The following is a 25,933-nucleotide window of genomic DNA, read 5'->3' on the forward strand; positions in this document are numbered from 1 at the left end:
TTGGTAGTCACAATCCTGCAAAGGATGAGGCCAAACCATTTGAGGCTCTCAAGAGATCGATAAGTTGGTGGGTGCCGCGCTGATACCTGTTCGTGAGCCATCTCGATTCGAGAAAAGGGAATGAAGCAGGTCGATGGTTGAGCAACGGCAACACCACACCAGTGCATCGAAGGCCCTAGGCTTGGTCGACAACAAAACGTTCGTGCGGGTGCGATCCTGCACGAACGGAGGGACCTAATAGTTTAGCTCGAACCGAATGAGATTGTACGCGCTGCACAATCATCGAAGGGCTTCGATCTTATGTCGCACCACGGCTTGGCCGCGAGGGGCAGCGGTGCAGCCCGGCTTGTGCCAGTGGACGCTGCTCAAAGCGGTTCTCGGGGACGACAACAGTAAAACAGGCATGGAGAGTACGATGGCCAGTAATGGCGCGATGATCACACCGGAAACATATTCAGTCGATGGCATTCTCGTTGAAAGGTACTGTGCCGAGCCGGGGTCCGGGTCGCCGCGTCGAAAGATTGTTTGCGTGCACGGGGGAACGCAAGCATCGTGGGCTTGGCAAGATTGTGCGCCGGCTTTTGCAGCTGCGGGCCTCGATGTGCATGCATTAAATTGGCTCGGCCGTAACGGTTCGGCACCGCTCGAGCACGATCAATTGCTCAGAATGTCCATTGCTGATGTAGTGCAGGATATTCGCAAGGTCACCCAACGATTCGATGCTCCCCCGCTGCTTGTCGGTCATTCAATGGGAGGCTTAGCCTGTCAACTCTATGCCCAGACGTACGAAACAAAGGCACTTCTCCTGCTCGCGCCTGTCGTTACGCGGGAGACGAACTCCGATCCAATCGAAATGCCGATATCCATGGACAGTCTGTTTTCTCCGCCGCCCAGGGAGATGGCGTACACCATGTTTTTTCAAGCCCTCGATCCCGCGAGGAGCAAGCATTACTACGACCTGCTCGTTCCGGAGTCTCCAGTTCGCTGCTACGAGGCTACCCGTTTTACGCTCTCCGTGAACCCAGCGCGCATAAATGTACCGGTCCAGATCGTTTCAGGAGCGCTCGATATCTTGACGCCAGCGCCTACGGGTGAAGCGCTTGCGAAGCTTTATAATGCTGAATATCGCGTTGAACCGGAACTCGGACATAACTTGACGCTAGGCGATAAGGCTAAATGCCTAGCGGAAAGTCTGGCTCCCTGGCTCAACCAACACGCTTAGGTAAGGGGCGCGACCCAAGCCAGCCCGGACTCTCGCGCAAGCCGATCGACCGAAGGGCTTAGCGCTATCAAAATGTTGTTGTCGAGCGCAAAGCGACCAGGTTCTGGCACCTTCTCGGCGGTCTTGATTATCAGTCGGGCATTTGATTGTTGTGAGGACGGCGATGGCGTTCCTCGTTTCCTCGGTATGAGCCGCAACACGCCATCAGGCAAGTTGTCCCGTAGCAGTGTCGGCCAGGAGTTCGCGTATGAAGGACAATTACAGGTGGTCGGGCTATCGGCAGGCGCTTCACATGCTGACACATGAGTGCACCCATGTAGAGTTTACCGAACGCTGAACGCTGCCTTTCCCGATATGCTCTTGCAGACCACGATCGGGGCTACGAGCGCTGCCGTTGGGACATTATCAAGGCTTGTTGGGACGAATAAACCGAAGCGCGGATCGATCTCATCGCAAAATCGCGTCTTGAACCAGCTGATCGCTGATCGATCGAGGCGCCGCCGCTCGTGCCGCGTTGGGTTGTCGGTCATATTCATGCGTGCCGTGTGAACGATTCAGCGCGGCCTTTTCACTTGGTCGCGGTAGCGAGCCTCTGGTGAGCATACGAAGCTGGCTAGGCAATCAAAATGCTGGCTGGCTTGGTGTGATCAACAATGCCTTACGCCCTGGTGTGCATCGACCGCGTACGGTACAACGTCGGAAATTCACCCGGATCAGGAACTTATTCCGGCGGGTAATGGACACGCGGGGGTTTCAACTCGCCGACATATGCTTCGACCTCGACCATGGCATGCTGGCCGGAACATCCTTGAGACAGACGCGAGGACCCCCGGTCGCTGGTCAGGACATTCGGATTGCCGTGCCAGCAAAATCTGGCGTCGCTGGGGTCCGGGTCATACCATGCTCCCGTTGGAAGCTGCACAACCCCCGGTCGCACATTTGAGCTGATGCAGAGTCCGGCCAAACACGCGCCGACTTGGTTAAAGACCCGCACAATCTGGCCCTCGACAAGACCACGCGCGGCCGCATCGTCGGGATTTATTCGCAGAGGCGCGCGACCAGAAATCTTCTTTGAACGGCTATACTCGCCGACATCCAGTTGACTGTGCAGTTTATCGTGTGGCTGGTTGGCGATGAGGTGTAGCGGAAAGCGCTTCCCCCTTCCGTTTGCTCGCCAGTCCTCAGGCTCAAGCCACACTGGATGGCCCGGGCAGTCTGCATAACCGAAACTGTCGATTCTTTCAGAAAATATCTCGATGCGTCCGCTAGGAGTAGTTAGCCGATTGGCATCGGGATCAGTGCGGAAATCCGCCAGCAGCACCTGATCGTTCTGACGAACGGGAATTTCAATATAGCGGCTTACCCAAAAGTCTTCATACGATGGCACGTGATGTCCATCTTGCGCTAGCGTTGTGCGCCATTCCTCGTAAAGAGAACGGAGCCAGTCCTCAGCCGTGCGTCCCTCGGTAAATTTGCTGCCAACCTCGAGGCGCTCAGCGAGGCGCGCGAAAATTGAGTAATCGTCTTGAGCCTGGCCATGTGGAATGGTTAGCGCCGGCATAGGGAAGAGGCGCGGGTCGCCCATGCCGGAACCGAAATCATTGCGTTCTATCGTCATCGTGCAAGGCAAAACGATATCCGCTTGTCGCGCCGTTGCCGTCCAAAAGGCATCATGCACGATCACGGTATCAGGCCGGCCGAACGCGTCGTGTAATCGACCAAGGTCCTGGTGGGCATGAAAGGGATTACCACCAGCCCAATATACAAGCCGTATGTTCGGATATTGAAGCCTTTTCCCGTCGTAGTCGTATTCCGAGCCTGGATTGAGAAGCATATCAGCAATTCGGCTTACCGGGATGTATTTGTCGATCAGGTTCCTCAGTTGAGGAAAGGTCGGCGCTGAGGCAATGAGGTCAGGTAGGCCCAGCGCTGCGCCAGATCCGTAACCGTGACCAACACCGCCACCGGGTAGTCCCATTTGGCCGAGCATTGCAGCCAAAACCACACCTAACCATACGGGTTGCTCACCGAACTGGGTCCGCTGTAACGACCAAGCCACCCCTATCATTGTGCGAGATCGCGCCATTTCGCGAGCCAGCTCTCGTATGCGTTCCGCAGGTATTTCACAGATGCTCTCTGCCCATTCGGGAGACTTCGGGACGCCATCGCACATGCCGTGAAGGTAGTGCGCAAAACGGTCGAAGCCAACGGTGTAACGCTCAAGGAAACGATGATCTGCGAGTTGCTCGGTATCGAGAACATGGGCCAGCGCCAGCATCATCGCGGCGTCCGACCCCGGCCGAGCAGCGATCCATTCGGCGCCCGCCGAAGGTGGATCGTCATATACTGGGCCCACCGAGATGAAGCGGCAGCCACGTGCTTTCGCTGAACTGATCCACTTCTCCGTTTCGTGGCGGCTAATTCCGCCGGGGGACACTGCAAAGTTCTTGGCTGGCAGACCACCGAAAGCGACAAACAACTCGGTGTGCATTGCGATGACCGACCAAGCGGTCGCCGACTTGAGTTCCCAATACATGGATCCCAGCACATGCGGCAGGACCACGCCCGCTGTGCCGAAGCTATAGTTTCCGACCGAAGCGACATACCCGCCGAGGCAGTTCAGGAATCGGTGCACTTGGCTCTGTGCGTGATGAAAACGCCCCGCACTAGCCCAGCCGTATGATCCTCCGTAGACGTGGTCGGCACCGAAGTCTCGGTAAACACGCCGCAACTCCGCGGAGGCGAGATCCAATGCCTGCTCCCACGACACAGCTACAAATCGGTCATTCCCCCGCTTCGTGGTAGGCCCCGGCCCTTGCTCCAACCACCCCGCGCGTACGTGCGGGACCGCGATTCGAGCGGGATGATGCTGTGCGGACGCCACGTTTGCGATCAGACCATTCTCCCCTGGATCCTCGTTCCATGAGCGAACATTGGTCAGCCGCTTACCATCACTTTCCGCGTCGAACGCGCCCCAGTGCGTAAGGTGCAATACCACTTCCTGGTCCTCCTTCTTTCTGCAGGCAGTGAGGCCGATATCAAAAGCCATAATGAGATTTTTGATCTGAAGCTGAGTAGAACGTCCTAATTCAAGGACACCTGAATTGTCTTGATCGCGCCGTCCAGTTCGACGCCAGCCTCGTCAATAAGCGCTGCACGTTTCAAGCGATCGAGCCAATCCGCACCGTCATTTCGCCCTACGAGCGCCGGCACGGTATTCATGACGCGATCGAACTTGGACAGACCGCGGGCGTGGGTGTCCGAGTAGCCCTTCACCAGCCGCCGACAACGTAGAACCTCTACGGCCAGCCGGTAGTTTGTCGGCAGGGTCTCGCAGGCCGTCGTGAGCCATTTCTCCAGATGCTCAACCTCGTGCTTGTGCCGAAGGCTCGATAGTCTTGTCCCTCTCAGGGAAGCCACGATATAAAGCTGGAGAAATCCTCCGAGCCTTCGAACTTCGACTCGTCGGCCGCGATTGACGAAACGGTCTAGCGCGCGAAAGAGCGCCGGACGGTCTTCGACAAATTTTCCGATTCGCGCGGGAAGCATGCCGCATATCTCTTCCGCGCGAGGGTGAAGATACTCCGTCGAATAAACGATTTGATCGTCCTTGGCGCCAATTTCCTTGCGCATCCTAGTAAAGCGAGAAGACCTCACTTTGATGTCCGCGACGCGGATGACGTCGTCGTAAGCCATCGCGATAGCCACGTACTTTGCGGCTTCCAGGCTGAACGAAAATCCTGCCACTTCGCCACCATGTTTGCGATCGAGCTCGCTCAGTCGCTTCAGGCGATCTAGATAGGTATGTGCGTATGCTATGTTTTGAAATTCAACTAAGCGCTTCAAGCCTACGAAAGCCATCGGCTGAGCTGGCTCAGGGATCTCCGATCGCAGACGTCTCAGCAACGCATCGAGCTTGGGATGACCGGCGCTTGCCGGGATCGGATCTGACCTCTTCTCAGCTCCTCGCCGAGGCGTCTCGCGGGGGGCAGTTCGTGTTCGGTCGAACGCGGCTGCAAACGCCTTCAGACTCGCAGCAGCTCCTTTTTTGCCACCTCCAATGATCTTCTCGTAGGTCTGCTTCGGGAACGGTAGCGTCTCGGACGCTGCCAGGGCCCCCAGCATGGCTGCGGAAATCATGCTTCCATTGGCAAGAGCAAGTGCTTCCATATCGAAGGCGATAACCTTTCGCGCGGCAACGTCAGTTGCTTCGGTGACCGCGATAGGATCTCCTATGCCATCGCCCGGTGCTACCTTCTCCAGGACAGCAAAGGCCCGGTGCGTAGAGGCAATCAAGGTCGTGCGATCAGGGGTGACCAGACCGCGCAAGACCGAACGTCCGGCCTCCATAAGCTCGGCGGCGATGACCACGTCGACATCACCGGGCGTCGGCATCAGTGACAGGACAGGTGATACCCCATCGCGTGGTAGAAGGGCTTCGATATAGTAGATGGTCGCGCCGGTACGCTGTGCCACACCGGGCACCGAAGTTGACTGTGCGACCCAGCCTTCGGCTTCGGCAACCTCAACAATCCAATCGGCCAGTACCCCGCCACCTTGACCACCCATGGCCAAAACGGCGATCGATAGCGGCTTCTCGCGCGAAAGTTGGTCGGCCATCGGACTCAAGGCGTCCATTCTTGGATCCTCACGAAAATACGATACGTCGCGCCTCACGGCGGCGCTGCATCCATCCAATCACCGCACCGCGCATCTTAGCCAGGAAGCGGTCCCATCGCGTCGGGTTGAAAATGACGTCTGCTCGATAGAAGGAGGGGCATAACACGGCCGCCTCGGACACCTCGCCGCAGTTTCCACAGCCAACACAGCTATTGTCTATCGCGGCGACGGGATCATCCTTCAGCGGATCGTCCGTATGCTTGAGCGAGAGCGATGGGCAGCCGGATAGGCGAATGCAGGCGTGATCTCCGGTGCAGATGTCCTCATCGACGCCAAAGCGCTCCTTCACTGCGCGCTCGCCGGCGGCGACCTTCTTGTTGAACTGGGGCTTTACGCGGCGCTGCTTGTTCAACATGCATTCCGAGGACGCCACGATGATCTTCGGACCCGGCTCTTTGGTCGTCAACGCCTCGCGGAACGTGTCCCGCAGACGCCCAACGTCGTAAGTTCGATCGATTTGCTTCACCCAGGTGGCACCGACTCCCTTCACGGCTTCGACGATCGAATTCTTAGTCTTCCGCCGCGGATTGTCCGCACGCGAGGAGGGAATATCCTGCCCGCCGGTCGCGGCGGAATAGAAATTGTCGACGACGACTATGACGGTGTCTTGCTTGTTAAATACCGCATTGCCCACAGACGAGGCGATTCCGTTGTGCCAAAAACCGCCGTCACCCATGATCGAGATGGCGCGTTTGTCCGCGGGGACGTTGAACGCCGAGGCGGATGCCGACCCGAGGCCGTAGCCCATCGTTGTCCCACCGATGTTGAAAGGCGGCAGAATCGAAAACAGATGGCAACCGATATCCGCCGAAATGTGATGAGACCCAAGCTCCTTCTCGGTCAACTTCAGAGCGGCGAAGATAGGCCGCTCTGGGCAACCAGTACAAAAGCCCGGCGGCCGCGGAGGAACGACCTCCGCCAGTGTCTTCACCTTCTCGTGCGCTAGAATCGCCGAAGGATCAGGAATCGGGGGCTGATTTCCCAGCAGCGGACGCGCATGCGTCAGGAGGAAATCCCGTACGCCCTTTACAACCACAGGCGCCGTGTACTCTCCGCCCATTGGCAGGACGTTCTTGCCGTCCACCTTCGTATTCAGGTCGCGCCTGCGCAGTAGCGTATTGAGTGCCTGTTCGAGAAAGTCGGGAGCGCCTTCCTCGATCATCAAAACCGCCGACTTGCCGGCGCAGAAGTCCGCCATTTCATCTTCGATAATGGGGTAGGCGACGTTGAGCACGTAGAGCGGTATCTTGGACTGTCCGTAAACGTCGGCCAAGCCGAGTTGCTGCAGTGCACGCATGACGGTGTTGTACAACCCGCCTAGCAGGATGATCCCGACGTCACCCTCGTTCGGTCCGAAGAACTCATTGAGGCGCCTGTTTTTGATGAACCCCACCGCCGCGGGCCAGCGCCTTTCCAGTTTTTCCTTTTCGTGCAAGAAGGAGGCTGGCGGTAACACGATGCGATTTACGTCTCGTGACGGATTCTCCATCGCCTGCCGCAGGGTAAACACCGGGCGTTTGTTGTCCTTGGCTACGAAGTGTCCGTGAACGTGACAGGTCCGAATGCGCACCTGCAGCATGACCGGCGTATTGGTGGCCTCGGACAGCTCGAAGCCTTGCTCGACCGCCTGAACTAACATCGGCAGATTTGGCCGTGGATCTAATAGCCACATCTGCGACTTCATTGCGAAGGCGTGGCTACGCTCCTGCATGATGGAGGAGCCCTCGCCGTAGTCTTCTCCGATAATGATCAGAGCGCCGCCAGTGACCCCACCCGAGGAAAGGTTCGAGAGCGCATCCGCAGCAACGTTCGTGCCGGCCGTTGACTTCCAGGTCACGGCGCCTCTCAACGGATACATCACGGAGGCCGACAGAGTCGCCGCCGCCGCGGCTTCGGAAGCCGAGGTTTCGAAATGCACTCCAAGGTCGTCCATCACGTCCTTGGCGTCGGCAAGCACGTCCATCAGGTGTGAAATGGGCGACCCTGGGTAACCGGCCACATAGGACACGCCGGACTGCAGAAGAGCTTTGGTGATGGCGAGAATGCCTTCGCCCCGAAAAACCTCTCCCTCGCCAAGTCGTAGATCCTGAACCTCGCGCTCGAACGACCGCTCCGCCATGAGCTGCTTCCCTCCTGAATTAGTTGCATAAGCATATTTCCGACCAAATCCCTTGTCAAACAGTCTCAAGATATCCCGAATTTTCGCGAAGAATTGCGTGGATTTCATGTGCGGCCAATAAATCCAGATTCATACATCTTGAAAAAGTGGTGTGCCATGCTATGCTCCAATAGTTTAGACCTAAAACAAATGGCCGAGCTTGTGACGCGACCGCATGTGCTGATGGCGTCCGATGGCCTGGTACGAGGGGAGGGGACTATGCTGCTGACTAGGCGTCAGTCGCTCGCACTGGGTGCGAGCGCTTTTCTGAGTGAAGTACTTTTCGCAAATTCGCATGCCATCGCCGCCGGCAAGGATACGCTGACGATCGCATTCAACGTCAACGTTCCGTCGTTCGATCCGACGTCCGGTCCATCCTCCGTCAATCCGACGATCCAGGCGATCTACCGCTCGATCTTCGACCAGTACATCGGCCAGAAGCCGGATCTCACGTTTCAGCCTGGACTTCTGACTGGGTGGGGTTGGAACGAAGACAAGACCAAGCTCTGGATGGATGTCAGAAGCGGCGTAACTTGGCACGATGGATCGCGTTTCAGTCCGGAAGACGTTGTGTTTTCTCTTGAGCGCGCAGCCAAAAAGGACGGAGGCAACCCGGTCCAGTTCATCTGGGCAACTGCCGCAAACTACAAGATCGACGGAAATCGAATCACGGCTGACGTGGTGCGGTACGAGCCAACCTTTTTTATGTGGATGGCTTTCCTCACCGGCTTCGTACTGCCGAAGGCTTACTACGAGAAGGTGGGCGCGGAAGGCTTCGAAAAGAAGCCGATTGGGACCGGGCCGTTCATGGTCGAGGAATATTCCGGTAATGCTTTCCTTCGCCTGAAGGCCAACCCGAACTACTGGGGTGCCAAGCCGGCGTTCCAGACGGTGATTTTCAAGTTCATGCCCGATGCCACCACCCGCGTGGCCGAGATCGAATCCGGCTCATCCGACATCACGCTGGAGGTGTCTTATGAAGAATATGACCGGTTGATCAACAAGCAGGGTCTTGCCGGCGTGGCAGCGCCAATCTCCGATATCGGCATGATCTTCATCACGAACAAGGACGTGATGCTTGACAAGAACGTTCGTTTGGCGGCGATCCATGCCATAGACAAGAAGGCGATCGTCAGCCGTCTGCTGCGTGGCTACGGCGTGCCGATTGATACGCTCGAGGCGCCTGAGTATTCGGCCTACGATCCTTCGATCAGGACGCAATACGACCCAAAAAAGGCCGTCGAACTGCTCAATGCCTCAGGCTTTTCGCCGGAGAAGCCCGTCAAGTTCACGATCCAGACAACGCGCGGCTTCAAGCCTAAAGATTTCGAGATGATCCAGGCGATCGTCGGCATGTGGCGCAAGGTTGGCATCGAGGCCGAGATCGAGGTTTACGAGATTGCCAAGCACTTCGAGCTTCGTACTACTCACAAACTGGCGCCGGCTGCCTTCTACAATTGGGGCAATGCGATCGCCGACCCGACAACCTCGACGGGCTTCGCCATGTTCGGTCCCTCGCCACACTCAGCTTGGAAATCGGATGATCTCGATGCCAAGATCGGTCCGCTCTGGGGCGAAAAGGACGAAAAGAAGCGCATCGAGGGCTGGAAAGCGGTCGACAAGTACATCGCCGAGCAGGGCTACGTTATCCCGCTGCTGCAGTATGTTCAGCCGATCGTCTACAAGTCGGAGCTGAGGGTTACACCAAATACATCGGGTGCGCTGCAGCCGACCCTTGTGGCGCGCGCGTGAACGCAAACGATGTTGGCGCCGCACGGCTTGCGGCACGAGTCTTCGGACGTCCCGTGCCGGTAAAGACCGGCACGGGCAAACCAGGGCTTTGGCAATGATTGCAATGGCCCTTTTTCGGCGACTGACCACGGCAGCCGGTACGCTCGCCGGTGTGGCGATCGTCGTCTTCGTGCTGCTTCGAATCGTTCCGGGCGATCCGGTGGCGATGATGATTTCTCCTGGCGCCAGCGCGAGCGACGTTGCTGCGCTACGCGCGCATTATGGGCTCGATGGTAGCCTGCTCTCGCAATTCGGCATTTGGCTCAAGGCGCTGTTGAACGGCGACCTTGGGGTTTCCATTTCGCTTCGTCGCAGCGTTATGGAGGTGCTCCTCGAGCGGCTGCCGGCAACGCTCGAGCTTTGTATCGCCGCCCTGGAGCTTGCTGCTCTCGTTGGCGGCACGGTTGCCATCATCGGAACCGTTTGGCGCAATTCGTGGGTCGAGGACCTGATCGACGCCGTCAACGGACTTTTGCTCGCCGTGCCGGATTTCGTCTGGGCTCTCGCTCTCGCCTTGCTCCTTGGCGTGTTCTGGCCGGTCCTTCCACTCTCCGGGCGTCTGAATCCTGGCGTGGCCTCTGGCATGGCCACTCCATTCTTTTGGACGGAGAGCATTTTGCGGCTTCGGTTCGACATGTTTTGGGATCTCTGCCGCCATCTCGTTCTGCCAGTTTTCGCGCTGGGTCTGCCGCTCGCCGCGGTGATCGCTCGCGTATTGAAAGGGGCGCTCATCGAAGCGATGGCCCAAGACTATGTTCTTCTGGCAAAGCTGAAGGGAATGTCCCGGTTACGCCTGGTGCTTCAGGAAGCATTGGGTAACGCGATCGGTCCGACACTTGCGCTGACTGGTGTTCAGTTCACATTCCTGGTCGGCGGAACCGTCATCACCGAGCGCATTTTTGCCTATCCGGGCATCGGCAATATGGCCATCGATGCGGTCATCAACCGTGACCTTCCCCTCATCCAAGGGCTCGTCCTCGTCTTTGCCGTGATCTTCATCGCGGTCAACATGCTGGTTGATCTTCTGCAGCTCGTCTTCAATCCGAGGCTGCGTCATGGATGATGCTGTCTCCCTTTCCGGACCTACGAGAGTGATCCAAGCGCAGTCCAACATTGGCTGGCGTCCGCGCCTGGCGAGGTTGGTGACAGAACCGAAGATCGCGATGGGCGGTGGGTTTATCCTTTTGCTCGCGATCGTGGCGGTCCTGGCTCCATACATCGCGCCGCATGATCCACTTGATCAGGACTTGATGACGACGGCGCTTCCACCTGCGGGCTTTGTCGGTGCTGAACCAGGTTATGTGCTGGGGACCGACAATCTTGGTCGAGATGTTTTGTCGCGGCTGATCTACGGTACCCGCATCGCGCTGATCGTCGCGTTCGTGGCAGCGGGCCTCGCGGCCGCCGTCGGCACCACGCTCGGGCTGCTGGCCGGCTGGTATCGAGGCACGGTGGACGCGGCGATATCCAGGTTGGTCGACATCTGGATGTCCTTTCCCCCCGTGCTGCTGTCCATCTTGCTGGTGGCGGTGATCGGCTCGGGAGTGACGTCCGTGATCGCAGCCATCGCCATTATCGACTGGACGCGCTTCTGTCGGGTCATTCGCGCCGAAACCATGGCGCAAGCGCAGCAAGATTACGTGCTCGCCGCTCGCGCGGTCGGCTATCGGCGCCTGCACATCCTGTTCCGGGAAATCTTTCCCAATATCCTGCCAGTGCTGTTGGCGCTCGTAAGCCTCGAGATGGGCATAGCGGTGATCGTTGAGGGCATTCTCTCCTTCGTCGGCCTCTCGGTGTCCTCGGAGACGCCGACGTGGGGCGGCATGATCGCGGAGGGCCGCCAGTATATCCACCAGACCTGGTGGGTTCTGGCCGCGCCACTCGCAGCTCTATTCGCCACCGTGCTGTCCTTCAATCAGTTGGGCGAAGGCTTGCGGCGGGCTCTCGATCCGGTCTTGCGCCGATGACCAATTCAATCCTCAAAATCAGCGATTTGCATGCGATTTCCGACCTGGACGGTCGGCGGATCTTGCGCGGAGTCAGCCTCGACGTTGCGCCAGGCCAGACCCTCGGTCTGGTTGGCGAAAGCGGAGCCGGCAAGTCGTCGATAGCCAAGGCGTTGCTGGGAATATTGCCCCGGACCGTGCGAATAGCCTCGGGGCGTATCATATTCGATGGGCGCGATCTGCGGGAGCTTCCCGAGCGGGAGCTCAATCGGATATTCGGCGACCAAATTGCGCTGATCCCGCAGGATCCGCTCACCGCCTTGAATCCCGGGCGCCGCATCGAGCGTCAGCTCACGGACGGTTTGCGTCTGCGCCGCAAGCTGCCGTGGAGGCAGGCGCGAATTCGCGCGCTTCAGTTACTCGAAGAGGTACGGATCCGGGAGCCAGAGCGCGTCATGCGCTCCTTCCCGCATGAACTTTCCGGAGGAATGCGCCAACGCGTTCTTATTGCAGCAGCGTTCGCTCTCGAGCCAAAGCTCATCATCGCGGACGAGCCGACCACGGCTCTGGACGTCACCGTTCAGAAACAGGTCTTGCGCCTGATGCGGGATCTGCAGACGCATCACCGAACGGCAATTGTGTTCGTCACTCATGATCTTGGTGTGGTTGCTCAGATCTGCGATCGGGTGACGCTCCTTTTCGAGGGGCGCGTCGTCGAAGCCGGGACGACCGCAGAGATGCTGGAGACGCCTCAGCACCCCTACACCAAGGCGTTGATCGCCGCAGGTCCACGCTACGATCGGCCGGATGCCGGACTGCAACCCGTGCCGGACGGGATCATCAGCGCACTCCGGGCCGATATTGTCGCGTCAGACGGAAGAACTCATGGCTGATACCTTGATCGCAGCGAACGGCATCGAAGTCGTTTACGGCGCACGCCGTCGCACCGGGCGAGGGGCGGTCGGCGGCATGAAGGTTCTTCACGGCGTCGATATTTATATCGATCGTCACGAGACAGTTGGGATCGTCGGCGAATCAGGTTCAGGCAAATCCACCCTGGGTCGCGCACTGCTGAGGCTGACCGATGTCGCTGCCGGCAGCATTGCGTTCGAGGGGCGCAATATAACGCATCTGCCGGATTCGCAGATGGTTCCTCTGCGGCGACGCATGCAGATGATCTTTCAGGATCCTATGAGCTCGCTCAATCCACGGCGAAGCATACGCCAGATCTTGACCGAACCCCTGCTTTTCCACCGTGTCGCGACGGATAAAGCCGACGCGGAGCGGCGCGTGCGACGATTTTTCGAGCGAGTCGCTCTGCCGTTGAGTTGCCTGGATCGCGCTCCGCACGAACTATCAGGCGGGCAACGGCAGCGTGTCGGAATCGCGCGCGCGGCGTTGCTCGAGCCGGATTTCGTCCTGGCCGACGAAATTGTTTCCGGACTCGACGTGTCGACGCAGGCACAAACCCTCAACCTCCTGAAGGATCTCTCACGCGAAATGGGGCTCGCGATGGCCTTCATCAGCCACGACCTCTCGGTGATCCGATCGGTCTGCGACCGCGTGTACGTCATGCGTCACGGAGTGATCGTCGAGCACGGTCGATGCGACGACGTTTTCGCGCACCCCAAGGATCCATACACCCAACTTCTCATCGATGCGATCCCGCTGCCGCGCATCGACGCGGGTTGGCTTAATCGAGGACGGTTGGAGGAAATCAGCGAAGGATCTTTGACGATCTGATCAGCGTACGCGGAAGCGGCACCTCAGTCCATCCTGTTCCTGATCGATACAACGGGGGCAGATAACTTCGATGACGGGTGGGTCTCGAGGATGCGTTGCGTCATGTCGACAAGGTCGCGACCTGATCACGGCGATCGCAAAAACAGACGAAGCGGCTTGCTCTGAATGCGAGAATTGAGGCGCGGGCGGGCATCCTAAGCGCCGGATTTGCAATCGTTGCGCAGGAAGTGAAGGAGCTTTCGAGCCAAAGTGCATAGACTGAGATCGCATCATCCATGATGCAACGCGAGGTGGAATCATAGATAAGGCTACAAGCATCGACTTAACATCTATCGGATAAATGTGGAGGTGCGTCGGCTGATTCCTCGTCCTGAGATGCGTGTACATGGGCGCGAGGTGAGGTCGGCCACAACAATGTGGAGACGACTGCTGTGACCTACAATGCGGTACGCACGATCCAGTTCGGACAGTGCGATCCTTCGAGTCTCGTCTATTTTCCGACCTACCTCGATATTCTGGTGGGGGTGGTCGAGGAGTTCTTTGAGGAGATTGGCTTCGCCTGGCCGACTCTCATTCGCGAGAGAAAACTCGGACTTCCGACGGTTCGGCTTGATGTTACATTCAAGCAACCCGGCTTTCACGGCGACCGATTGAATTTCGCGCTGCGCGTAAGGCAGATCGGAACCTCATCACTCGATCTAAATCACCACATTACCCATCAGGACAAAACGCTCTGGTTGGCAGACCAGAGGATCGTTGCCACGTCACTCGAGACCCATAGCGCAACGGAATGGCCAAGCGATCTCCGCTCGGCGCTGGTTCAACGCCTTGACCACCAGGGCGCGCCGCCGCATGGCGAATAGCAGGAAATGAAACGTGACCACAACAACCGTCCGGGAGGTTCAGGAAATCGACCACTGCGACTTTGGCCGGATCCCCACTCGTGACAAGGCGCTGTTGGCGGCAGCATCAACCAACGCAGTTAGACGGTCGAGATCGATTTTCGAGGTGAAGAGTCCGTTGTCGAACAGAACAACGCCATTCACGATTACCGTCTGTGCTCTCGCGCTTCCATTGCCGTAAACGAAATCGGCATCAGAGTTTCAAACCTGCTCGGCATCCAATAGGTAGCCGTCGAAAGCGGCGGGATCGGCGGCCTTCCTCGCTTCGATCGAGTCGATTCCAAGGTCATCCGCGCATCGGTGCCATAGCCCATGCGTCCAACACCCAGGTTTTAAGTTGGACGGCGTTCGGCCATCCAGTTGGTTGCCTTTTGGACAATCGGTGCAGATCATGTTTGCAAAGCTTTGACCTACGCTTTATCGAACTTCCTCAAAGTCGCGTGAGAAAGTGCGCTGGTGGGAGGCGAGGGGGCGGAGGCGGCGATCCCGGCCATCGGAGTCCTCTATTCGTGTTTACCGTGATGCTGTTGCTCAATTATGAGTCAGATCACCTAACGCAGAATAGCCCTTCGACGGCTCTGAAGCATGGCGGCTTCCACCGCACGCAGAGTGCAGAATAATCGGTAGCTTGAACGGCTTGTGGCATCGAGATAGGCGGGAGCCGCGCCTCCGAGATGCGGCTTCCGCAATTCGCCAACCACTGTGTAAGCAGAGGGGCGTGGCCTTCAGTGGCCTGGATTCTTCGGATCCCATAGCTTGACGTTCGATGTCTTCTCGTACGCCATACCCTGCGGATACGTGATTGCTTCGAACTGCAGTCCCCAGGGAGCCTTAAAGTATAGGATCGACTGACCGGCGGCTGCCCCTTCGGTAATCGGGATAGGACCGGCGAACGTCTGAACGCCTTTGGTCTTGAGATATTCGGCCGCGGCCTTGATGTCATCAACGTAAAGGGCGATGTGGTAGCCGCCTACGTCGCTGTTTTTCGGTTGAACGACCTTTTGATCGGGCGAGCTGTAGCTGAAGAGCTCGATATTTGAGCCCGATCCACAACGAATGAGAACGATCTGATTGATGACAGCGTGCTTATCGACGTCGAGCACATCCTGCATGAAGGTGCCCTTGTCATCAGAGAACGGACCGAAGGCGGTTGCCTTCTGGCAGCCCAGGATGTCCACGAAGAAGTTGACGGCCTGGTTCATATCGGGAACGGTAATGCCGGTGTGGTCGTGACCGCGCAGTGTTGGTAGACCTTCGGCCTTTGCAGACGAGGAAACTACAAGGAGGGAAAGGCCTGCTGCGAATACACGCGCGACACGCGTAGAGCTAGTCCCTGACATTTGGGATGATCCTGTGATTTCGGAGAAAGCCCGGCGCGCGATGCGGCTCGAGCTGATGATCGGTGCTTCTGGACTAAAAAATGAAATTAGAATATCAGGGCACAGCAAGGCCTCCCTGATCTGATCAGATTTCGTGCTTTCGGATATTGCGCAGAACCTGATGCAGGGTGTTGACGAACGAACGGTACTCTTCTTCCTGGACACCATCGAACAGCTGCCGGAACTGTTCGTAGAGGATCGGCCAAATCTTTTCGAAAGCCTGTCGGCCCTTTTTGGTAATTGAAACGTCGCGGATCCGCCGATCGTCCGGTCGAGCGATCCGACGAATGAGGCCTTGCTCTTCGAGTTCGTCGAGGGTGCGGCTCATCGTGGATTGCTGCGTGACCGTATAAACGGCGAGTTCGTTGATCGTGATAGATGAATTTAGGCTGAGGATCGCCAACACCCGCATATCGGTTGTCGTGATGCCTAGCGCTTTCAGCGCCTCCGCCATGTTGGCATTGTAACGCGCGGCGATGCGGTTGATCAGATAAGGGGCGAAATGATTGATACCGATTTCGCCAAGGGTAGGCCGGGGGGCTTCCTGGTCGCTCCCATCCTGCATGATGTTGCCGTAAAAGCGCTCGTTCATGAAAGTCCCTCATGAGACGGTCACTCCAGCGAGGAAGCGGCTAGGAAGCCGGAACCGCCGCTAAGGCCTGGCCCGGGATGGACCGATGCGCCTATGTGGTAAAGACCGCGGATATGAGTTCGATGGTTGGTACTGGACTTAAATGGACGCCATATGAAGAATTGGTCAAGCCCGCAGTATCCCCCATAGGGGTCTCCCCCCTCCAAGTTAACATTCAGGGCCTCCAGATCGGCGGGAGAGTAGGTGCGTCTCGCCAGTCTAATCTCAGCAAAATTCTCAATATGGGAAGCGAGCCTGGCCTCGATGCGATCGGCATAGGCTTCGCGCAACGCCTTTGTCCATCGCCCGTCCTGCGGCGTAGGCAGGATCCCGGCCGCATCTCCCTTGATAAGTCGGGGCGTCTCCGGCAATTGAAGCCAAAGGATCGCCGCGCCAGGAGGAGCCCGACTTGGGTCGAGCGCCGTCGGCTGTCCGACGCAGATTGTCGGTTCGGCTGGCAACAGGCCCCGTTCGGCCTCGTTGTTGGCTCGCGATACTCCGTCCAACCCCGGGGTGAGGTGCAGCAGAGCAACCTTCGCGAGCTCCGGGTCACCTTTCCACCGTGGCGCTCGGGAGAGAGCGTAGTGGATTTGCATATTGCCCTTGCCGTGCCGAAATTTTCGCAGTCCCTCCGCGATTTCTTTCGGCGGAGGCCCCCACTCGGCAGTCAGATGCCGATACAACTGGTTGGGCGTAGTCGAGCAGATGACGCCCTTGCGAGCGTAAACGGCCTCGCCATTCGACAGGCGTACGCCGGCGGCGCGACCCTTGGGGCCAGCAAAGACCTTCGCAGCCTCGGTTGAGGTGCGGATTGTTCCTCCTTGGTCAGCAATGAGGCGTTCGAAGGCATCAAGCAACGATCGGGCGCCACCGATCGCGATTGGGCAACCCGCCATCTCAATGGCGAAGGCAATGACCCTCGCCATCGCGGCGGAATAGGCGCTTTCGGGTCCGAGACCGGTATGCAACACCCAAGGAGCCCAAAGCGCATGGACCGCGTCCGAACAATAGGTGTTTTCCAGGTGGTTTCGCGCAGGGGCCAGAGCCTCGCCGGCCCAGGCAGCTAGATTGCGCAGACCACGCTTCCAGGCCTCCCGGACGACCAACCTCGCGGTGCTCAAGGACCATAGACTGCCGCCGAGTAGACCGAACAAGAAGGGAGCGTCGCCGCCAAGGGCGTCCATTTCACGCGCAAAGGCTATGCCGTCCCCTGCTGCAAGTGATTCAAGAGTGGCGACATTACGCTTGCGGTCCATCGCAAAGAGAACGCTAGACCCGTCGGGACGAAGAACGCCCGTCGGCAAGGGAGAATCTGCGAAAGCGAACCCTCTCGCCTCGAGGTCCTTTCCGAGAGCCGCATAGGCTGGAGAAGTGCGAAAAAGCACCAAAGTGGTGGCCATGACGTCATGAATGAAGCCTGGCGCCGTGATCTCTTCAGTGCGTAAGCAACCCCCTATCGTCGAATTACGCTCGAGCAGAAGAACCCTCGCGCCCTTCTTGCCCAAGACGGCAGCAGCAACAAGTGAGTTGATGCCGCCCCCCACCAGTACGTAGTCATAGGCACTCACGCGCCACTCTCCGGTTGTCCGATGACGTTGCTGTTGCGAACGTGTGCGACCGCGATCAGGGAACGAGTGCGAGTGCTCGGATAGGCGAACCCGTTCCGTTGACGAACTTCAATGGCGCAGCAATCAGGATTGCTCCCTTCGGCGGGAGCAGGTCGAGGTTGCAAAGGCTCGCGAGGCCGTATCGGTTTGATTGGTGCACCAGATGGTGAGCAGGAAACGGTGGCGTCATGCCGGCGGCAGAACCCGCATCGGTGCCAATGGTCTCTGATCCCCATCCAATAATGTTCTTGCTCAGCAGATACTGAATAGCTTCCGCAGTCGGACCGGGTGAATGCGGCCCGCTTGCATCGGCGTTCAGGAACGTATCGCTGGATCCATTGCGCTTGTACCAATCGGTGCGCAGCAGCACCCACGATCCAGCTTCAATGGCGCCGTGCTGCTTCTCCCAATCGCGGACACTGTCGGCGGTGAGCAAATAATCGTGGTTTTCCGACGCTTCCTTCGAGCGGTCGATGACACAAACGGGCGCAACGAAATTCTTCACGGGGATTCGGTCGGTCGTGCCGTCCGCGTGGTCCTTTCCGGAAATCCAATGAACCGGTGCATCGAAGTGCGTTCCCGTGTGCTCGCCAAGCTCGAACCAATTCCAGGCCCAGAAGGGGCCATTCTTGTCGTAGTGCGAGATTTCGTGGACCTTCAGGGCCGGGGTATTCTTGCCGATCTCGGGGGGCAAATAGAGGATCGGCGTGTTGGGGCCGAGAGGCGCGGAAAGGTCGACGACTTTCACGGCGCCTGAAATGAGCGCCGTGGCAAAATCTGCAAGAAGTTGGCTCATCCTGTTTTCTCCCTGGAATGTATGCGTCCCGAGGCGTGGTGTAATGCGCCACGCTGGTTTGATTATCAGCGCAAGCTAGATCAAGACATATGAAAATGCAAGTATCTGGCTAGTCGCCTCAAGGTCCGGAGCCGCATTTGAACGGCAGCATATTCTTTCAATGGGGCAGAAATCTCGGATAAAACCACGAAATCAAACTTTAGCGATCCGCGTGGCGTCTGAACTAAGTTGCGGGTTGTGATCAAAAAGATATATGCATCGGTATGTATTTGGGAAGATGGAATGAACACCTTTGACGCGGTAGTGGTGGGGGGCGGACACAACGGGCTTGCTGCCGCGGTGCATCTCAGTAGGCGTGGTTGGTCAGTCGCCGTCGTGGAGGCCGGCGCAGCGGCCGGCGGCGCGGTAAAGACGGCCGAGCTCACGCTGCCGGGGTTCAGGCACGACGTTTTCGCAATGAATTTGTCGATGTTCGCTGGGTCGCCATTCTTTGCGACTTATAAGGATGAGCTCGTTGCGCACGGACTTCGATTTCTGCCTGTTTCCGACTGCTTTGCCAGCGTCTTTCGTGATCACACTTATCTCGGCGTAAGCGCGGATCTAGACAAAACCCTCTCCGCCATATTCGCGATATCGAAGAAGGATGCAGTAGCCTGGCGCGATATGGTGGAACGCTTTCGCGCCGACGCGCCGCATATATTCGCCTTACTTGGGTCGCCGATGCCATCGGTGGCTGCCGTGCGCGCTGTCGTCTCGGCTTGGCGTAAGCAAGGAGTAGCTTGGCTCGCCGACACTGCGAGGCTACTGCTGGCCACTCCGCGAGACTTCCTGGATGCGCATTTTCATTCGCCCCAGGTCAAAGCGATGTTGGCCGCCTGGGGTATGCATCTGGACTTTGCGCCCGATACGGCCGGCGGAGCACTCTTTCCCTATATTGAGGCGATGGCTGATCAGTCCTTTGGAATGGTTGTCGGCGATGGGGGCGCGGATACCATCATCAAAGCCATGTGCGGGCTATTGCGCGCCGAAGGTGTCGACATCCGCTTGAGGTCGCCCGTTGTGGAGATCGAAACAAAGATGGGAGCAGCATGCGGGGTGCGGCTTGCAGACGGAACGCGTATAGGAGCGCGTCGCGCTGTGGTCGCCAACCTGCACCCGCAGCTCGTCTTTGGCTCGCTCCTCCCGCCCGATCCAGGGCGCGCTGAGTTTGATGCTCGTGTTGCGCGTATTCGTCCTGGGCCTGGTACCATGATGATTCATCTGGCGCTCGACGGCCCCCCCAGCTGGCGCGCTGGCGAGCCTCTCGGGCGGTTTGCGTACGTCCACATTGCCCCCGACCTAACAATGATGTCCAAAGTTTATGCGGAGGCTGCGAGCGGTCTATTGCCGGCGGAACCGGTGCTTGTCGTCGGACAACCGACTGCCATCGATCCGAGCCGTGCTCCCGAGGGAAAGCACATCCTTTGGGTGCAGGTACGGGCTTTGCCGTCCGCGATTGTTGGCGACGCCGCCGGCACGATTGAGGCGCGGGACTGGGATCGCGCCAAGGAGCCTTATGCCGAGCGCGTGCTGGAGCTGCTTGAGCAGTATGCGCCGGGCCTGCGCTCGAAGCTGATCGGCCGGGCCGTCTTTTCACCGCTGGATCTCGAACGCGAGAACCCTTGTCTTATCGGAGGCGATAACCTCTCGGGGAGCCATCACCTCGACCAGAATTTCATTTTCAGGCCGGTTGCGGGCTATTCACGATATCGCACGCCTGTTCGCCGGTTGTATATGTGCGGAGCTTCGACATGGCCGGGCGCAGGCACCGGCGCTGGTTCGGGTTTCATGTTGGCGAAAATGCTAGCGGGATCAGCCAAAGGGACCTGACCTAGAACATTCCCTTGACAAGATGCTTTATGCTTAAATATTTTAAGCTTAAAATATTTGTGGAGCGAGGATATGCGCATAGTCTGTATCGGCGGCGGCCCCGCCGGTCTCTATCTGGGCCTCCTGATGAAGCGCCGACATCCAGGGCACTCCATCACGGTGGTCGAACGCAACAAGCCCTACGATACATTTGGTTGGGGTGTCGTGTTCTCCGACGCCATGATGACTGCAATGCGTGTCGCCGATCCCGAAAGCGCCGCCGAAATCGAGGATGCGTTCAACCATTGGGATGACATCGAGCTCATCTTCAAGGGAACGCGCCAGCGCACGAGCGGCCATGGCTTCATCGGTATCGGACGCAAGCATCTGCTCAACATTCTGCAACGGCGTTGCGAGGCTCTAGGTGTCGAGCTGATCTTCGAGCGTGAGGTGGAGACTGATCTCGATTTTCCGGACGCCGATTTGATTGTCGCCTCCGACGGTGTCAATTCCCGGATCCGCACGCGTTATGCCGAACAATTTCAGCCGGACATGGTGATCAGGCCGAACCGCTTCATCTGGCTCGGCACCAAGAAACTGTTCGACGCGTTCACGTTCGATTTCCAGAGAACCGAGCACGGCTGGTTCCAGGCGCACATTTACAAGTTCGACAGCGAAACCTCGACCTTCATCGTCGAGACCACGGAGGAAGCCTATAAGGCCCACGGGCTTGACGAGCTCGATCAGCAGGCTTCGATCGACTTCTGCGAAAAGATCTTCGCCGAGACGCTCGATGGCGCGAAGCTCCTGACCAATGCCCGCCATCTGCGCGGTTCGGCTTGGCTGAATTTCAGCCGCCTGATCTGCGGCAAATGGAGCGTGTTCAACGGCAAGTCGCATGTCGTGCTGATGGGAGATGCCGCGCACACCGCGCATTTCGCCATCGGCTCAGGCACCAAGCTCGCGCTCGACGACGCCATCGAACTTGTCAATCAGTTCGACCGTCATGGTCACGATCGCGCCAACATTGCGACCGTGCTGGAGGCCTATGAGGAGGTGCGCCGTGTCGATGTCGCGCGCATCCAAAATGCCGCGCGGAATGCCATGGAGTGGTTCGAGGTGGTGGGCCGCCGCTATGCCGACACACTCGAGCCGCCGCAATTCTTCTATTCTATGCTGACGCGCTCCCAGCGCATCAGCCACGAGAATCTCCGCCTACGCGATCGCACCTGGCTGGAGGATTTTGAGCGCTGGTACGCGGCGCGTGCGGGCATCAATGTCCGGGATGGCGAGCGGGTGCCGCCGCCGATGCTGACGCCACACCGCGTGCGCGGCCTGACGCTTGCGAATCGGATCGTGGTCTCGCCGATGGCAATGTATTCGGCGCAGGACGGGCTCATTAACGACTTCCACATCGCCCATTTCGGTGCGCGCGCCATGGGTGGTGCCGGGCTGATCTTCGCCGAAATGACTTGCGTCTCGTCGGATGCGCGTATCACACCAGGCTGTCTAGGGCTCTGGAACGACGCGCAGGCTGAGCAGTGGCGCCGCCTCGTCGATCTGATCCACAGCCTTGGGCATGCCAAAGTGGGCATTCAGCTTGGTCATGCCGGGCGCAAGGGTGCGACGAGAGTCGCCTGGGAGGGAATAGATCAACCTCTTAAGTCTGGCGACTGGCCTTTGATCTCTGCATCGGCGTTGCCTTACCTCCCTCACAGCCAGTTGCCGCGGCCGATGGATGGCAGCGACTTGGATCGCGTGCGTGACGATCACGTTGCCGCGACGCGTCGGGCAGCTGAGGCTGGCGTCGACTGGCTCGAACTCCATTGCGCTCATGGCTACCTCTTGTCGAGCTTCCTGTCGCCATTGACCAACCGGCGGTCCGATAGGTACGGCGGTAGCCACGAGAACCGAGCGCGCTATCCATTAGAGGTGTTCAAGGCGATGCGGGCGGTATGGCCGTCGGAGCGACCGATGTCCGTTAGGCTCTCCTGCCATGACTGGACTGAGGGCGGCAACACGCCCGCCGATGCAGCGATCTTTGCAACAATGTTCAAGGATGCGGGCGCCGACGTGATCGATTGCTCGTCGGGGCAGGTCTGGAAGGAGGAGCGGCCGATCTATGGGAGGCTGTTCCAGACGCCGTTCGCCGACCTGATCCGCAACGAGATTGGCATCGAGACCATCGCCGTGGGTGCGATCTCGGAGGCAGATCACGCCAACTCGATCCTGGCAGCCGGCCGAGCCGATCTCTGTGCGATTGCGCGGCCGCATCTTGCCGATCCCGCGTGGACCTTACATGAAGCAGCGCGTATCGGAATCACGGCCGTCAATTGGCCGAAACAGTACCTGTCGGCAAAAGTACAGTACGAAACCAATCTGGCGCGCTCCGCAGCGGCAGTGTCAGCAAAATGAGCGCAATCCAACCTCTCGCCGGCCGACACGCGCTCGTGACCGGCGCCGGCAGTGGCATTGGGGCAGCTATTGCCACTTCTTTGGCGGGTGCCGGTGCGCGTGTCAGTCTAGCCGGCCGTAGACGTCAGCCTCTCGATGACGTTAGTCGCACGCTGCCGAGGGGAGCAAGTCTCGTAGTTGACGATTTCGATGTGACCGATCAGGCGGCGATCGCTCGTGGCATTCTGGCCGCGCGCGAATTGTTTGGTCCGATCTCGATCTTGATCAACAACGCAGGGGAAGCACCCAGTGCGCCGTTCGAGAAGACTGAGGTGGCAGTATGGGCTCGAGTACTGTCGGTTGACCTCACCGGGATCTTTCTGGTCACTCAAGCAGTGCTGCCAGACCTCAAGCAGTTTGGTGCCGGCGCGCGCATCGTGAACGTGGCATCAACCGCCGGCCTGGTGGGGTACGCCTATGTAACGGCCTATTGCGCGGCCAAGCATGGTGTCGTGGGTCTTACCCGCGCCCTGGCGCTCGAGGTTGCGCGCAGCGGAGTAACAGTAAACGTGGTTTGCCCGGGCTTTACGGAAACGCCTCTCATCGAGCGCGCCATCGACACGATCGTCGCAAAGACTGGAAAATCCCGCGATGCAGCGATCGCTGAGCTCGTCAAATCGAATCCGCAAGGAAGGTTGGTAAAACCCGACGAGGTTGCCGACGCCGTGCTCTGGCTCGTCTCGCCGGGGGCGTCGTCGATCAATGGCCAGGCGATAGTGGTTGCAGGTGGAGAGGTGATGGCAGGATGAGTGAGCAATCCGCAATGCAGGAAGGACGTCGACCGTTCGCGTCCTACGCCGCGAAACACCTAAGATTCGAAGCCAGTACCGATGGGCGTGTTGCGATCATTCGCCTGAACCGTCCCGAACGCAAGAATCCGCTGACGTTCGAGAGCTATGCCGAATTGCGTGATCTATTTCGTGATCTCGTCTACGCGTCGGACGTTCGGTCGGTGGTGTTGACGGGCTCCGGCGGAAACTTCTGCTCGGGTGGTGACGTCTTCGAGATCATCGAGCCCCTGACGCGAATGCGGATGCATGATCTTCTTGCATTCACGCGTATGACGGGCGACCTGGTTCGTGCGATGCGCAAATGCCCGCAGCAGATCATCGCTGCTGTGGATGGAATATGCGCCGGCGCAGGAGCAATCCTGGCAATGGCGTCGGATTTGCGATTGGCCACTCCTGAAGCCAAAACAGCCTTTCTCTTTACGCGCGTCGGGCTCGCCGGGGCGGATATGGGAGCATGTGGCATCTTGCCGCGCATCATCGGTCAAGGACGTGCGGCGGAGCTTCTTGCCACGGGGCGCGCTATGACAGCCCAGGAAGGCCATACGTGGGGCTTCTACAACGCCCTGCATTCGCACGGCGATTTGGAGGTTGAGGCGGTGGCATTGGCCCGCACTCTTGCCGACGGACCGTGGTTTGCGCACGGAATCACCAAGGCTATGATGAACCAGGAATGGGCCATGGGCATCGACGAGATGATCGAGTCCGAAGCGCAGGCGCAGGCAATCTGCATGGCCACGGGAGACTTCCGTCGAGCTTTTGAGGCCTTCGCTTCCAAACGCAAGCCAACCTTTGAGGGTGACTGATGGGTTTTCCCGCAAAAACGATTGTCCGCGATTGGATAGAGTGGCCGTTCTTCGATCAGCGTCACCGAGCTCTCGGAGATGAGCTCGACCATTTCGTAAACTCAGGTGCTATCGCAGCGATCGATCACACCGATGTCGATGGCGCATGCAGAAAGATCGTCCGGGCGTTGGGCGAAGCCGGCCTACTAGATTGCGCGGTTGCTACACCGAATGCTGACGCTGGTTCGATTGACTCTCGATCGATCTGCCTTGCTCGCGAATCTCTTGCCTACGCCGATGGCCTGGCGGACTTTACATTTGCCATGCAGGGCCTCGGTTCTGGCGCAATCGCAATTGCGGGCTCGCCCGAGCTTCGGTCACAAGTGCTCCCCAAGGTACGGTCGGGTGAGTGGCTTGCGGCATTCGCCCTTTCGGAGAAGGAAGCGGGCTCGGACGTTGCGGCTATGGCTTGCTCCGCTCGCGCCGAGGACGGTGCCTACATCCTCGACGGCGAGAAGACCTGGATCTCCAATGGAGGGATCGCCGACGTCTACACATTGTTCGCGCGAACCGGCGAAGCGCCGGGTGCTCGCGGCATTTCTGCGTTTGTGCTGTTTCCCGATGACCCGGGTTTCAGCATCGCCGAGCGGATCGATGTGATCGCTCCGCACCCGCTAGCCACACTGCGTTGCACTAATTGTCGGATACCCGCCGAGCGCATGTTAGGAACGCCAGGTGGAGGCTTCAAGATTGCGATGCAGACGCTCGACATCTTCCGTGCCTCTGTTGCGGCAGCATCCCTTGGATTTGCGCGCAGGGCACTCGACGAGGCGCTTCTGCACGCGCGCAATCGCCGGATGTTCGGTGCGACGCTGTCGGACCTTCAATTGACTCAGGCCGCGTTGGGCGACATGGCGACCGAGACCGACGCCGCGGCTATGTTGACGTACAGGGCCGCGTGGCGCCGCGATGTACAGAAGCTGCCGACCACTCGGGAAGCGGCGATGGCCAAGCTGGCAGCTACCGAAACGGCCCAACGCGTGATTGATCGCGCAGTCCAGATGTTCGGCGGTCGCGGTGTAAGAAAGGGGGAGGTCGTGGAGAGCCTCTATCGCGAGATTCGCGCGCTGAGAATTTACGAAGGTGCCACCGAGGTACAGAAATTGATCATTGCACGCGAATTTCTCAAGTCGCGGTGAGAGG

At 58.6% G+C, this 25,933-nt stretch carries 19 protein-coding genes and 1 pseudogene; 13 read left to right on the forward strand and 7 right to left on the reverse strand.

All coding sequences use genetic code 11. The features are described from left to right. Positions 1 to 415 precede the first annotated feature (415 nt). Entirely contained in the window at positions 416 to 1,222 is an 807-nt protein-coding gene (locus XH90_RS15010; protein ID WP_194482195.1) for an alpha/beta hydrolase, read from the forward strand. 721 nt (positions 1,223 to 1,943) lie between these two features. Here XH90_RS15010 and XH90_RS15015 read toward each other — a convergent pair. Genes XH90_RS15015 through XH90_RS15025 form a run of 3 tightly spaced genes read right to left on the reverse strand, consistent with a single transcriptional unit; the run spans position 1,944 to position 8,021 of the window. Beyond that, complete coding sequence (locus XH90_RS15015) at positions 1,944 to 4,271, reverse strand: molybdopterin-dependent oxidoreductase (RefSeq protein WP_194482196.1); 2,328 nt, start codon at positions 4,269 to 4,271, stop codon at positions 1,944 to 1,946. A 35-nt stretch (positions 4,272 to 4,306) separates the two neighbouring features. Further along, on the reverse strand, positions 4,307 to 5,860 hold the full coding sequence (locus tag XH90_RS15020; protein WP_194482197.1) for an indolepyruvate oxidoreductase subunit beta family protein: 1,554 nt from the start codon (positions 5,858 to 5,860) through the stop codon (positions 4,307 to 4,309). Positions 5,861 to 5,870: 10 nt separating this feature from the next. After that, positions 5,871 to 8,021: an indolepyruvate ferredoxin oxidoreductase subunit alpha gene (locus tag XH90_RS15025; protein ID WP_194482699.1), complete on the reverse strand. Its 2,151-nt coding sequence runs from the start codon at positions 8,019 to 8,021 to the stop codon at positions 5,871 to 5,873. A 258-nt stretch (positions 8,022 to 8,279) separates the two neighbouring features. Here XH90_RS15025 and XH90_RS15030 point away from each other — a divergent pair, with 258 nt between their 5' ends. From XH90_RS15030 to XH90_RS15060, 7 genes and pseudogenes are all read left to right on the forward strand, one after another. Next, positions 8,280 to 9,812 carry an ABC transporter substrate-binding protein gene (locus XH90_RS15030; RefSeq protein WP_194482700.1) on the forward strand — a complete coding sequence of 511 codons (1,533 nt, stop codon included), beginning with the start codon at positions 8,280 to 8,282 and terminating at the stop codon, positions 9,810 to 9,812. A gap of 94 nt (positions 9,813 to 9,906) precedes the next feature. Then, positions 9,907 to 10,914, forward strand: a complete 1,008-nt coding sequence (locus XH90_RS15035) for an ABC transporter permease (RefSeq protein ID WP_194482198.1) — start codon at positions 9,907 to 9,909, stop codon at positions 10,912 to 10,914. A 100-nt stretch (positions 10,915 to 11,014) separates the two neighbouring features. Continuing rightward, a complete protein-coding gene (locus tag XH90_RS15040) occupies positions 11,015 to 11,818 on the forward strand; it encodes an ABC transporter permease (RefSeq protein WP_246755877.1) in 804 nt (267 codons plus the stop codon). Continuing rightward, a complete protein-coding gene (locus XH90_RS15045) occupies positions 11,815 to 12,690 on the forward strand; it encodes an ABC transporter ATP-binding protein (RefSeq protein WP_194482200.1) in 876 nt (291 codons plus the stop codon). Before XH90_RS15040 ends, XH90_RS15045 begins: the two co-directional genes overlap by 4 nt. Further along, complete coding sequence (locus XH90_RS15050; protein WP_194482201.1) at positions 12,683 to 13,540, forward strand: ABC transporter ATP-binding protein; 858 nt, start codon at positions 12,683 to 12,685, stop codon at positions 13,538 to 13,540. The genes XH90_RS15045 and XH90_RS15050 overlap by 8 nt, the downstream gene beginning before the upstream one ends. Before the next feature lie 118 nt (positions 13,541 to 13,658). Further along, positions 13,659 to 13,794, forward strand: a pseudogene (locus XH90_RS15055) (methyl-accepting chemotaxis protein); the annotation flags it as partial. Between the two features lie 177 nt (positions 13,795 to 13,971). Next, on the forward strand, positions 13,972 to 14,403 hold the full coding sequence (locus tag XH90_RS15060) for a thioesterase family protein (RefSeq protein WP_194482202.1): 432 nt from the start codon (positions 13,972 to 13,974) through the stop codon (positions 14,401 to 14,403). A 764-nt stretch (positions 14,404 to 15,167) separates the two neighbouring features. Here the strand turns inward: XH90_RS15060 and XH90_RS15065 are convergent. From XH90_RS15065 to XH90_RS15080, 4 genes are all read right to left on the reverse strand, one after another. Then, positions 15,168 to 15,782, reverse strand: coding sequence for a VOC family protein (locus XH90_RS15065; protein ID WP_194482203.1), 615 nt, complete (start codon positions 15,780 to 15,782; stop codon positions 15,168 to 15,170). Positions 15,783 to 15,906: 124 nt separating this feature from the next. After that, the gene (locus tag XH90_RS15070; RefSeq protein WP_194482204.1) at positions 15,907 to 16,413 is read right to left on the reverse strand and encodes a MarR family winged helix-turn-helix transcriptional regulator; all 507 of its coding nucleotides are present in this window, start codon (positions 16,411 to 16,413) and stop codon (positions 15,907 to 15,909) included. 20 nt (positions 16,414 to 16,433) lie between these two features. Then, a complete protein-coding gene (locus tag XH90_RS15075) occupies positions 16,434 to 18,020 on the reverse strand; it encodes an NAD(P)/FAD-dependent oxidoreductase (protein WP_194482205.1) in 1,587 nt (528 codons plus the stop codon). Between the two features lie 55 nt (positions 18,021 to 18,075). Next, positions 18,076 to 18,855, reverse strand: coding sequence for a cyclase family protein (locus XH90_RS15080; protein WP_194482206.1), 780 nt, complete (start codon positions 18,853 to 18,855; stop codon positions 18,076 to 18,078). A gap of 282 nt (positions 18,856 to 19,137) precedes the next feature. On the opposite strand from XH90_RS15080, the gene XH90_RS15085 reads away from it, so the two are divergent. The 5 genes from XH90_RS15085 (at position 19,138) to XH90_RS15105 (ending at position 25,929) form a co-directional block, all read left to right on the forward strand. Then, positions 19,138 to 20,724 carry an NAD(P)/FAD-dependent oxidoreductase gene (locus tag XH90_RS15085; RefSeq protein ID WP_194482207.1) on the forward strand — a complete coding sequence of 529 codons (1,587 nt, stop codon included), beginning with the start codon at positions 19,138 to 19,140 and terminating at the stop codon, positions 20,722 to 20,724. A gap of 72 nt (positions 20,725 to 20,796) precedes the next feature. After that, on the forward strand, positions 20,797 to 23,118 hold the full coding sequence (locus XH90_RS15090) for a bifunctional salicylyl-CoA 5-hydroxylase/oxidoreductase (RefSeq protein ID WP_194482208.1): 2,322 nt from the start codon (positions 20,797 to 20,799) through the stop codon (positions 23,116 to 23,118). After that, positions 23,115 to 23,906, forward strand: coding sequence for an SDR family NAD(P)-dependent oxidoreductase (locus XH90_RS15095; RefSeq protein WP_194482209.1), 792 nt, complete (start codon positions 23,115 to 23,117; stop codon positions 23,904 to 23,906). The genes XH90_RS15090 and XH90_RS15095 overlap by 4 nt, the downstream gene beginning before the upstream one ends. Continuing rightward, complete coding sequence (locus XH90_RS15100; RefSeq protein ID WP_194482210.1) at positions 23,903 to 24,751, forward strand: enoyl-CoA hydratase family protein; 849 nt, start codon at positions 23,903 to 23,905, stop codon at positions 24,749 to 24,751. The genes XH90_RS15095 and XH90_RS15100 overlap by 4 nt, the downstream gene beginning before the upstream one ends. Next, positions 24,751 to 25,929 carry an acyl-CoA dehydrogenase family protein gene (locus XH90_RS15105; RefSeq protein ID WP_194482211.1) on the forward strand — a complete coding sequence of 393 codons (1,179 nt, stop codon included), beginning with the start codon at positions 24,751 to 24,753 and terminating at the stop codon, positions 25,927 to 25,929. Before XH90_RS15100 ends, XH90_RS15105 begins: the two co-directional genes overlap by 1 nt. Positions 25,930 to 25,933: the final 4 nt, after the last annotated feature.

Source organism: Bradyrhizobium sp. CCBAU 53338 (genome assembly GCF_015291665.1).
Classification (GTDB): domain Bacteria; phylum Pseudomonadota; class Alphaproteobacteria; order Rhizobiales; family Xanthobacteraceae; genus Bradyrhizobium.

What these genes read in the sequence shown, in the direction of transcription:
- XH90_RS15045 (WP_194482200.1), top strand. Translation starts at nt 11,815, where the DNA reads ATGACCAATTCAATCCTCAAAATCAGCGATTTGCATGCGATTTCCGAC.
- XH90_RS15015 (WP_194482196.1), bottom strand. Translation starts at nt 4,271, where the DNA reads ATGGCTTTTGATATCGGCCTCACTGCCTGCAGAAAGAAGGAGGACCAG.
- XH90_RS15095 (WP_194482209.1), top strand. Translation starts at nt 23,115, where the DNA reads ATGAGCGCAATCCAACCTCTCGCCGGCCGACACGCGCTCGTGACCGGC.
- XH90_RS15020 (WP_194482197.1), bottom strand. Translation starts at nt 5,860, where the DNA reads ATGGACGCCTTGAGTCCGATGGCCGACCAACTTTCGCGCGAGAAGCCG.
- XH90_RS15065 (WP_194482203.1), bottom strand. Translation starts at nt 15,782, where the DNA reads ATGTCAGGGACTAGCTCTACGCGTGTCGCGCGTGTATTCGCAGCAGGC.
- XH90_RS15025 (WP_194482699.1), bottom strand. Translation starts at nt 8,021, where the DNA reads ATGGCGGAGCGGTCGTTCGAGCGCGAGGTTCAGGATCTACGACTTGGC.
- XH90_RS15040 (WP_246755877.1), top strand. Translation starts at nt 11,015, where the DNA reads ATGGGCGGTGGGTTTATCCTTTTGCTCGCGATCGTGGCGGTCCTGGCT.
- XH90_RS15090 (WP_194482208.1), top strand. Translation starts at nt 20,797, where the DNA reads ATGCGCATAGTCTGTATCGGCGGCGGCCCCGCCGGTCTCTATCTGGGC.
- XH90_RS15100 (WP_194482210.1), top strand. Translation starts at nt 23,903, where the DNA reads ATGAGTGAGCAATCCGCAATGCAGGAAGGACGTCGACCGTTCGCGTCC.
- XH90_RS15030 (WP_194482700.1), top strand. Translation starts at nt 8,280, where the DNA reads ATGCTGCTGACTAGGCGTCAGTCGCTCGCACTGGGTGCGAGCGCTTTT.
- XH90_RS15050 (WP_194482201.1), top strand. Translation starts at nt 12,683, where the DNA reads ATGGCTGATACCTTGATCGCAGCGAACGGCATCGAAGTCGTTTACGGC.
- XH90_RS15085 (WP_194482207.1), top strand. Translation starts at nt 19,138, where the DNA reads ATGAACACCTTTGACGCGGTAGTGGTGGGGGGCGGACACAACGGGCTT.
- XH90_RS15070 (WP_194482204.1), bottom strand. Translation starts at nt 16,413, where the DNA reads ATGAACGAGCGCTTTTACGGCAACATCATGCAGGATGGGAGCGACCAG.
- XH90_RS15010 (WP_194482195.1), top strand. Translation starts at nt 416, where the DNA reads ATGGCCAGTAATGGCGCGATGATCACACCGGAAACATATTCAGTCGAT.
- XH90_RS15035 (WP_194482198.1), top strand. Translation starts at nt 9,907, where the DNA reads ATGATTGCAATGGCCCTTTTTCGGCGACTGACCACGGCAGCCGGTACG.
- XH90_RS15080 (WP_194482206.1), bottom strand. Translation starts at nt 18,855, where the DNA reads ATGAGCCAACTTCTTGCAGATTTTGCCACGGCGCTCATTTCAGGCGCC.
- XH90_RS15105 (WP_194482211.1), top strand. Translation starts at nt 24,751, where the DNA reads ATGGGTTTTCCCGCAAAAACGATTGTCCGCGATTGGATAGAGTGGCCG.